At 59.4% G+C, this 10,027-nt stretch carries 8 protein-coding genes; all 8 read right to left on the bottom strand.

Annotated elements, in window-relative coordinates:
* Nucleotides 1–177 precede the first annotated feature (177 nt).
* A complete protein-coding gene (locus Q4577_RS23190; RefSeq protein ID WP_303473249.1) occupies nucleotides 178–1,086 on the bottom strand; it encodes an SMP-30/gluconolactonase/LRE family protein in 909 nt (302 codons plus the stop codon).
* Between the two features lie 74 nt (nucleotides 1,087–1,160).
* Nucleotides 1,161–1,904, bottom strand: coding sequence for a FadR/GntR family transcriptional regulator (locus tag Q4577_RS23185; RefSeq protein WP_303473247.1), 744 nt, complete (start codon nucleotides 1,902–1,904; stop codon nucleotides 1,161–1,163).
* A gap of 62 nt (nucleotides 1,905–1,966) precedes the next feature.
* Nucleotides 1,967–2,926 carry an ABC transporter ATP-binding protein gene (locus Q4577_RS23180; protein ID WP_244690819.1) on the bottom strand — a complete coding sequence of 320 codons (960 nt, stop codon included), beginning with the start codon at nucleotides 2,924–2,926 and terminating at the stop codon, nucleotides 1,967–1,969.
* Nucleotides 2,923–3,951, bottom strand: coding sequence for an ABC transporter ATP-binding protein (locus Q4577_RS23175; protein WP_303473245.1), 1,029 nt, complete (start codon nucleotides 3,949–3,951; stop codon nucleotides 2,923–2,925). Before Q4577_RS23175 ends, Q4577_RS23180 begins: the two co-directional genes overlap by 4 nt.
* Entirely contained in the window at nucleotides 3,926–5,068 is a 1,143-nt protein-coding gene (locus Q4577_RS23170; protein ID WP_303473243.1) for an ABC transporter permease, read from the bottom strand. Before Q4577_RS23170 ends, Q4577_RS23175 begins: the two co-directional genes overlap by 26 nt.
* Nucleotides 5,065–6,048, bottom strand: coding sequence for an ABC transporter permease (locus Q4577_RS23165; protein WP_303473241.1), 984 nt, complete (start codon nucleotides 6,046–6,048; stop codon nucleotides 5,065–5,067). The genes Q4577_RS23170 and Q4577_RS23165 overlap by 4 nt, the downstream gene beginning before the upstream one ends.
* Before the next feature lie 87 nt (nucleotides 6,049–6,135).
* Nucleotides 6,136–8,061 carry an ABC transporter substrate-binding protein gene (locus tag Q4577_RS23160; protein ID WP_244690816.1) on the bottom strand — a complete coding sequence of 642 codons (1,926 nt, stop codon included), beginning with the start codon at nucleotides 8,059–8,061 and terminating at the stop codon, nucleotides 6,136–6,138.
* A gap of 28 nt (nucleotides 8,062–8,089) precedes the next feature.
* On the bottom strand, nucleotides 8,090–9,250 hold the full coding sequence (locus Q4577_RS23155) for a mandelate racemase/muconate lactonizing enzyme family protein (protein ID WP_303473238.1): 1,161 nt from the start codon (nucleotides 9,248–9,250) through the stop codon (nucleotides 8,090–8,092).
* Nucleotides 9,251–10,027: the final 777 nt, after the last annotated feature.

The following is a 10,027-nucleotide window of genomic DNA, read 5'->3' as shown; positions in this document are numbered from 1 at the left end:
ATGATCCACAGCCGCGCAAACACCATCATCCCCCGCGCAGAACGCGTCGGATGGCACTAACCAGTGAAAATCGCGACGAATATCATCGCGATGCGCATCTGATCTGACTCAAATGACGCGGCCGGATGTCCAGGATATCCGGCCGTATCAGGTGCCGCGCGTATCCGGGGATATTGTTCAGAGGTCGGTCAGGGGGCCAAGGCGCACTTCGTTTGTCGGAAGGCCCGCCACATCAAGGTCCAGGGCAAACAGACCGCCGTCGAGGTCAGGCGCATCCAGCCCGATCGCGGCGCTGGTGATATAGAGGCGTTTCAGATCGGGACCACCAAAACAGCAGCTTGTCGGGCGGCGAACCGGCAGGGGCACGACATGGCGCAGCGCGCCGTCCGGCGACAGGCATTCCACCCGCGCGCCATCCCAGAAGGCCACCCAGAGGTTGCCGTCCTGATCGACGCAGAGCCCGTCGGGTTTGCCCTGATCCAGTGGATAGGATGCCAGCAACCGCCGCGCCGAGAGGGCGCCGGATTGCGGATCACGATCAAAGGCATTGATTTCGCCCTTTGCGCTGTCGACCAAATAGAAATGCCGGGCATCCGGGCTCCAGCCGAGGCCATTGCTGACGGTCAATCCCGACACCAGCCGCTCTGGCCCGTTTGATCCATACTGATAGAGCGCGCCGGTCGGGCCTTTGGCACCTTCGCTCATCGTGCCGGCGCAAAGGTGTCCCGATGGATCCGCCTTGCAATCGTTCAGCCGATTGCCCGGCAGGTCGGGTTCCGGGTTGTGCAGAAATTCAAGCTGGCCGGTGGTCAGATCCAGCCGTTCCAAGCCGCGCGCGGTGGTGACAAGCAGGCCGCCGCCATGTTCGAGCAAGACGGAGCTGACCAAATACGGCAGGGTAAGGGTTGTGGTGGTTTCGGTTGCCGGGTCATAGGCATGCACGCGCTGTGCGGTGATGTCGATCCAGCGCAAACAACCGGCGCGATGATCCCAAACCGGGCTTTCGCCGCACAATGCGCCAACCGCACCAAGGCAAATCGGGGTATTGGAAGCGGGGCTTTGGCTCTCGGGCGGGGATTGGGTCATGGGAGGGGCATCCTGATGTGGTCACGCCCGTCCACTAATCATAATATGTTTGGCCGATCAAGGGCCGCCAATCGCTATTCCGGCGTCTTGACGGTTTTCGACAGGCGGTAGGCGGAATCGGCCAGATGTTCGCGCATGCGTTCCTGGGCCGCTTCGGGATCCTGGTTTTTGATCGCCTCGGCAATGGTCTGGTGCAGGGGGATGGATTTGCGATTGCGCTTTTCGTCGGGGTTGGTCAGCCGGATGGACAGCATGAGCCCGGTGAAGATGGCGTTTTCCAACGAGTCAAAATAGCGGTTGTTGGCGGCCCGCAGCACCGAGATATGAAAGGTGGCATCGGCCAGCACATAGCGGCTGTTGTCGGCGGCATGTTCCTGCATGCGCAGCGTGGCGGCAAGAATGGCGGCCAATTGGTCATCATTGCGCCGGGTGGCCGCGTGAAAGGCCGCCTTGGGTTCGATGGATTGGCGCAGTTCCATCAATTGCATAAGCCGCTCATCATCGACGGTCAGCGATTGGTGCCACATCAGGACATCACGATCCAGCATCTGCCAGTTGCGCACATCCTGCACCCGGGTGCCAATACGCTGGCGCACCTCCAACAGGCCCTTGGCCACCAGCATTTTGACCGCTTCGCGGATCACAGTTCGGCTGACGCCGAATTCATCGCAGAGCGCATTTTCATCCGGCAACAACTGGCCTGGGGCCAGCTGGCCATCCAGAATGCGTTCACCAAGTTTGCTCGACACCTGCCCCGACAGGGACCGGGCCAATGTATTCGACTGCGGGATCAGCCATTCGGTGTCAGGTGTTGTCACGATGCGTTGCCTCATTAGGTCTCGCAATCATAATACCATTTTCACCGAAGGCAATCCAAGCGTCAGGTCACATGATGACATAACACCTCGGCACCGCCGACATTGCGTTTTGGCGGGGTCTGGTTGCGGCAGATTTCCGTCGCCAGGGCACAGCGCGGCGCAAAGGCACAGCCGGCGGATTGCACCCCGGTCGGCACGGGCACGGTTTTCTTGCGGTCGCGCCGGCGCGAGGGGTCGGGCACCGGCACCGCCTCGAGCAGTTCGCGGGTATAGGGATGGGCCGGGGTGCGGAAAAGAGTGTCGCGGTCGGCCAGCTCTACGATGCGGCCACGGTACATCACCGCCACCCGGTCACAGATATGTTCGACCACCGCCAGATCATGCGCGATGAAGATATAGGTCAGGTCGAATTCGTCCTGCAAATCCTGAAGCAGGTTCAGGGTCTGCGCCTGGATCGACACGTCCAGCGCCGATACGGCCTCATCCGCGATCACCAGTTTCGGGCCGGTGGCCAGCGCGCGGGCAATGCCGATCCGTTGCCGTTGCCCGCCGGAAAACGCGCCGGGATAGCGATGCAGAAATTCGGGGCGCAGCCCGACCTGTTGCAGCAATTGTGCCACCCGTTCGGCCAGCGCCTTGCCTGTCAGACCTTCGGATTTGCGCAGGGCCTGACCGATCAGTTCGATCACCGGCAGGCGCGGGTTGAGCGAGCTTTGCGGATCCTGAAAGATCATCCGAATGCTTTGCCATTGTTTGCGCAGCTCGGCCTTGTCGAGGTCGGTCAGGGTCACGGGCGCGCTGTCATCCGGGCGATAGGTCACTTTGCCCGCGGTCGGATCAATGATCCGCATGATACAGCGGCCAAGCGTGGTTTTGCCCGATCCGCTTTCGCCAACGATGCCAAAGGTTTCGCCGCGCATCACGTCAAAAGACACGTCATCAACCGCCCGCACACCGGCGTCACGCTTGTTGCCGCCAAAGACCATGTCGAGGTTTTCGACAGAAAGAAGGGGGGCAGTCATGACGTCACCTTTTGATCATGCAGGAAACAGGCTGATTTGGTGGGGCCGGCGGGCTGCAATTTGGGTTCGCTCTGGTCGCAGACGCCGGGGATTGCGTGGTCGCACCTTGTCCGGAAGGAACAGCCCGACGGGCGCGACAGCGGATGTGGCACCATGCCCCGGATCGCAGGCAGGCGATCGCGGCGCTCGGCCCCGATACGTGGGATCGAGGCCATGAGCGCGCGGGTATAGGGGTGCTGGGGATTGGCAAAGATGTCGTGTACGTCGCCGTATTCCACCACCTTGCCCATATACATCACCGCCACGTCTTCGGCGACCTCGGCCACCACGCCCAGATCATGGGTGATCAGCATCACCGCCATGTTCAGCTCTTCTTTCAACTCGGCGATCAGATCAAGGATCTGTGCCTGGGTTGTCACATCCAGCGCGGTTGTCGGTTCATCCGCGATCAACAGCCGGGGTTGGCAGGACAGCGCCATGGCGATCATCGCCCGTTGCCGCATGCCACCAGAAAGCTCGAACGGATAGGCCATGTAGCGCCCGGTGGGGTCGGGGATACCGACTTTGTCGAGCATTTCGATGGCAATCTCGCGGGCCTCGGCCTTGGTCACCTTGCGGTGCAGCAGGATGGTTTCGCTGATCTGTTGGCCGATACGGGTGATCGGACCCAGCGACGACATCGGTTCCTGAAAGATCATCGCAATGTCTTTGCCGCGCACTTCGCGCATGCGGCGTGATCCGGGGCGTTCCGCCGCCAGATCCACCGTGCGCCCATCCGCCGCGCGATAGATGATTTCGCCGCCGACAATGCGTCCGGGTTGATCCACGATCCGCAGAACGGAGCGCGCGGTGATGGATTTGCCACAGCCGGATTCCCCCAGAACACAAAGTGTTCGGTCGGGCTGGATCGTCAGGTCGACGCCGTCGACCGCCTTGACCAACCCGTCATGGGTAAAGAAATGCGTCTGAAGGTTGCGGATTTCCAGAAGGGGCGAGGTGTCAGTGTGCATTGGGGTCTGCGGCATCACGAAGTCCGTCTCCTAGGAAGTTGAGGGCAAGTACCGCGATCACGATCGCGACGCCGGGGCTCCACAGAAGCCAGGGGGCTTCGATGATGGTGCGCACGTTCTGGGCCTCTTTCAACAGAGTACCCCAAGAGATTTGGGGCGGCTGAAGGCCGATGCCCAAAAAGGACAGCGAGGTTTCCGCCAGGATCATCAAAGGCACCGCAAGGGTCAGCGAGGCGATGATGTGGCTCGAAAAGCTGGGGACCATGTGTTTCAGGATGATTTCCCGGTCGGCAAGGCCATCCAGACGCGCGGCGGTGATGAAATCTTCGGATCGCAGCGACAGGAACTTGCCCCGCACCTCGCGGGCCAGTGATGTCCAACCGATCATCGACACGATGATTGTCACCACGAAATAGGTGCGCAGCGGCGGCCAATCCAACGGGATCGCAGCAGCCAGCCCCATCCAGAGCGGAATGGTGGGCACCGAGCGGATGAATTCGATCAGACGCTGGATCAGGTTGTCAGCCCAGCCGCCGTAATAGCCGGAAATCCCGCCCAAAATCACCCCGATCACCAGCGATACAGCCACACCGACCAGGCCGATCGACATCGACACCCGCGTGCCGACAATGATCCGGCTGAGGATGTCGCGGCCAAGCCGGTCCGCGCCAAGAAGATGCGCCCGGTCGCGGGGATTTGTCGGCCCGAAAAGATGGGTGCGCGACGACACAAGGCCAAGCAGCTTGTATTCATGCCCCTTCACGAAGAAGCCAAGCGGCACGAAGCTGTCTGGATCATCGACAAAGGTGCGGCGGCGCAATTCGCGGTTCAGCTCCATCTTCTTGGCGCTGGCGTGCAATTGGAGGCGCCAGCCGCCGTCCGGTTCATGTACGATCAGGCCAAGCGATTGCGGCGGCTGAAAGGTGTGGCGCACCGACGTGTCATGTGGGTCCATTGGCGTCAGAAATTCGCCCAGGGCCGCCACCAGATAGATCAGACCGACAATCCACAGGCTGAACATGGCCAGCCGGTGACGGCGGAACTTGCGCCAGATCAGGGTCCAGGGCCCCAGAATTTCGGGCGTGGCGATGCCATCTTCGTCGATGGCCGGGTTTTTTGTGATCGCGGTCATTGGTAACGAATCCTTGGGTCAATCCAGGCCAGAAGAAGGTCGGAAATCAGCGTCCCCAGCACCGTCAGCATGCTGACAATCAGGATCAGAGATCCGGCAAGGTACATGTCCTGCACCAGCAGGGCGCGCAGCAACAGCGGACCGGTGGTCGGCAGGTTCATCACCACGGCAACGATGATTTCACCCGACACCAGCGTTGGCAGGATCCACCCGATGGTGGAGACAAAGGGGTTCAGCGCAACACGCACCGGATAGCGCAGCAGCAGTTGGAATTCCGACATGCCCTTGGCCCGGGCGGTCACGACATAGGGGCGATACAGCTCGTCCAGCAGGTTGGCGCGCATGATGCGGATCAGGGCGGCGGCGCCGGATGTGCCGACCACGACGATGGGCATCCAGATATGTTTGAACAGATCGACGTATTTGTCCCATGTCCACGGCGCATCAAGGTATTCCGGGCTGACCAGACCACCCACCGATTGGCCGAAGTATTTGAACGATATGTACATCATCACCAGCGCCAGCAGGAAGTTCGGGATCGCAAGCCCGATAAAGCCAAAGAACGTGGCGATGTAATCCCCGGCGGAATACTTGCGCACCGCCGAATAGATGCCGATGGGCAGGGCCGTGGCCCAGATGAACAACAATGTCAGGATCGAGATACCGAAGGTCCAGCCAAGGCGGTTCCAGATCAGATCGCCAACGGGGCGGTTCTTTTCGAACGACAGGCCGAAATCGCCGTGCAGCAGGATGGCCTTCATCCATTTGTAGTATTGCACATGCATCGGCTGGCCGAGGCCGTATTGTTCGCGCAGAACCTCCATCGCGCCGGTGTCTTCGACGCCTGCTTCGCCCATTTCGGCGGCCAGCGTGTCAAGATAATCGCCCGGAGGCAGTTGAATGATGATGAACGTGGTGATGGACACCAGGAACAGGGTCGGGATCATGTACATGATCCGGCGGAGAATAAACCCCCACATGATCAGGACCTTTCTGTAACGGGAATGAGTGATGTCAGACTAAAAGTGTGTGGCCGGGATCGAAACCCCGACCACACCAGGAGGAACCTAGTCTAGAGATTTACCACCTTCATAGTACATCTGCGCGGTATAGGGCGCGGGGTACCAAAGCTGACCGGCAATCGGCAGCGGGTCGGGCACATTGCCAACGTTGTTGCGGGCAATGCCAAAGGGCGCTTCGTTCTGGACCAGACCGATGGTGAACAGCTGCGGCATTGCCAGATCAAGCATCTCTTGCATCCGCGCCTTCTGGTCTTCGGGGCTGGTGGCCGAAAGCACCTTGGCATAGGCGTCAAAGACCGCTTTGACCTCTTCTGGCGGCTCTTCGCCCTTGGTGTTGTCGATGCCCCATTCGGCCCAACGCACAGCCCAGTTGACGGTGTTGCCCGGCAGCGGCAGATAGCAGATCGGTGCGGTATAGGCATCGGCCTGACCGCCGGCACAGTTCCACATATAGGCGTCATGTTCGTTGGAGCGGACAATTTCCATCAACCGCGAGCGGTCTGTGGCGCGCACCTGAATGTCGATGCCGACATCCGCAGCATATTCCGCCACCAGCTGCATCGCATCCGGGAATTGAAGCCCAAAGACATCCGCAACCATGAAGATCAGCTGGAACCGTTCGCCATCGGGACCGATGCGGAAGCCGTCATCGTCTTTTTCCGGCATCACCTTGTCGAGGAATTCGTTCGCAAGATCAGGATCATAGGCGGTGTACTGCTTGGCGTATTCCTCTTTGTACAGACCAGAGGTTTCGCGCGGCGATGTCTGAACCGGAAGCCCGGAACCAAAGTACAGCAGATCAATGATTTCCTGACGGTTGACAGCATGTGACAGCCCGGCGCGGAAGTTGAGATCGTTGATCACCTTGCGCTTGTTGGGATCCTCGTGATTGAGGTTCATCATCAGGATCATCGTGTTGGACGGCAGATCGTTGGTCGAGAAGAAACGATATTTGCCGCGCTCCATGTTGTCGGTCAACACCGCTTTGAATGCGGGACGGCCAACGTGGCGGTTCATATAGTCGATTTCGCCATTGAACGCCTTGAGCAGGATGGTTTCAACATCTTCGACCTGATCATAGGTGATGCGGTCGAAATAGGGCAGCTGCTGGCCTTCGCTGTCCACCTTCCAGTAGTAGGGGTTGCGCTCTGCGACCACACGGTCGGTCGAGCCATAGGCGTTGGTCAGATGCCAGGCATGCAGCACCGGGCGATCCGGGTTTTGCCAGAACAGCGGCGTGTGCATTGGTCCGGCTTTGAGGTTGAAAAGCTGCACCCAATCGTTGGCGGCAGGTTCGGCATCGACCAGCGCCTGAACATCCGGGTTATACTTTTCGTGGAATTGTTCCAGATAGTGGCGGCCGTATGCGGTGGGATAGTAGCCAAAGCCATAAGCCATCTGCTGGATGAACAGACCGTTGGGCGAGCCGAATTTGAACTCGACGGTGTAATCGTCGATCTTGGTCACCTGAACCGGGCCGTCGGGGCCGACATAATTAGGGTGTTTGGTGGGCGTCAGATCTTCGTTCAGGAAGATATCATTGTACCAGAACATGATATCGTCCGCATCAAACGGATCACCATCCGACCATTTCATGCCTTCACGCAGGTGAAAGGTGAATGTGGTCGCGTCTTCGGACACATCCCAGCTTTTGGCGATGTTCGGGCGGACCTCTGTCCATTCCACATCCCAGCGAACCAGATTGTCGCTGCCGATGGTGCGGACCATATTGTGTTGGTCGCCGCCACCCAGGATCGCACGGCGCATGGTGCCGCCATATTCGCCGGGTTTGTCGACCACTTCCAGAACCAGCGGTTCAAGTGGCAGGCGGTCATCGACCGGCGGAAGCGCGCCGCTTTCCACCAGGGGTTTCAGGATCGGCGCTTCCTCGAACGCCATGGCCGGGGCGGCCAGCCCCAGCAATGCCGCAAGCGACACCGCCAGATGGCGTGACTTCATAGTGTGTTTCATGTCTCTCCTCCTCCGTTGATACTGGATTTTACCAGTTGGTGACGGCCCCATCAGGCCGAACCAGATGCGGGGATTCCACGTGGTGTGGATTCTCCGCTGCGCGTAATGCGTCTTCGTCGATTTCGATCCCCAACCCGGGCGCATCGCTGACGATGTAATCCGGGCCTTCCATTTGGGTCTGAACCGGGAAAATGGTGGTGTCGTGGAACCCCAGTGCTTCGACCGGGCTTTGACGGGTTTCTACCCAGCTGAGGTTCGGAACAGCGGCGCACATATGCGCGGTGGCCGCGGTGCAAACCGGGCCCAGCGGGTTATGTGGCATCAAATCAATGTAATGCCGTTCGCTCCAGCCGGCGACCTTCATTGATTCAGTAAATCCGCCGATGTTGCAAATGTCGAGCCGCATGTATTGCGTCAGACCCTGCTCCAGATAGGGCGCGGCCTGCCATTTCGAGGCAAACTCTTCGCCCACGGCAAAGGGAATGTTGGTCATGCCGCGCAGCATTGCATAGGCTTCGGGGGATTCATCGCGGATCGGCTCTTCGAGAAAGTCGAGCGTTCCGGCAGGCAACAGGTTGCAGAAGCTGGCGGTTTCCGCCGGGGACAGCCGGTGGTGGAAATCAATGCCGATGGTCAATTCGTTGCCAAAGGCTTCGCGCATGGCGATCAGATCCCGCACGGTATTGGCAATACATTTGCGGGCCTCGAACACGCCATCGTCACTGTCATAGTAAGAGGGCGCGATGCGCACGCAATCCCAACCGGCATCGACCAGAAGCTTGGTTTGCGCCAGCTTTTCCTCGCCTGTTGCGGCGGTTGCGGTGGCAAAGCTGGGCACGCGATCGCGCTGCTTGCCGCCAAGCAATTGATAGACCGGCACGCCCAGACGTTTCCCGAGAATGTCGTAAAGCGCGATATCAATGGCCGACATGGCCGCCGTGATGACGCGCCCACCTTCGAAATACTGACTGCGATAGATTTCCTGCCAGATGCGGCCAATACGCTGGGAATCCTGACCGATGAGGAAGGTCGCAAGCTGTTTGATCATCGTGGCGACAGTCTGTTCGCGGGATGACAAGCCGGATTCGCCCCAACCCACGATACCGTCTTCCGTCTCGATCCGAACGAGAAGCTGATTGCGTTGCCCGACGCGGATGGAATGGGGGGTGATGGCGGCAATTTTTGTCATGTTACGGTCCATTTGTTCGGGTGGGCCCCTTGGATCCCAGTGTGACCTTGGGTGGGGTTTGTGCGTCGTTTCCTCAACATAGTACATTATTTTAAAAAAAGCATACGCTAAAATTGGAAAATAGATCCATAATTTTGCTTGCGCCGGTGGGTTGTCACGCGGCGGTTCGGGTAACGTTCTGAAAATACGCCAAATTTTAGGTCTCTGGCGCGATGGCCTCAGTTCCGGCGTTTTGTTTAATGATATGATGTTTGCGGGGGCTTTCAGTTTTGAAACCTGCGCCGTGCCGCGCAACCCGCGGCGGGATTGCCGGGTGAAACAGGCGGAAATATGCGGCCGGATCAAACCGACGATTCGCCGGTGGTCCGTTCCTGTGCGGGGGCGCTGGGCCTTGTCTTTCCTCGATGGGTGCTTGCAAAACATATTATGTTTGCCGATAACGGAGCCCATAAAGCAAAGTGAGATTTCGCACCCGGAGCGGAGATGGGGACGTGTTCAAGCCGGACAGTGGCGGCGGTTGGGGCCTGTGGTGGCCTGCGATCCGGGAACCACGGTCTTGCAAACGACGCACCCGCCCCTCTGCGACGTCTTCAACCAGGAAAGTAGCGCAATGACAGCCAGGAACATCATTCTGTTCATCACCGATCAATGGCGTTGGGACACGTTGAACCAGCCGGGGCATCCGTGCAAGCTGCCCAACCTTCAGGCGTTTCGCGCCGAGGCCACCAATCATGTGAACGCCTTTACCTCGGTGCCGCTGTGCACGCCCGCGCGCGG

This window comes from Marinovum sp. 2_MG-2023 (genome assembly GCF_030548265.1).
GTDB lineage: Bacteria > Pseudomonadota > Alphaproteobacteria > Rhodobacterales > Rhodobacteraceae > Marinovum.
Note: the sequence above shows the minus strand (reverse complement) of the source record. Positions and strands in the feature narration are given on the sequence as shown.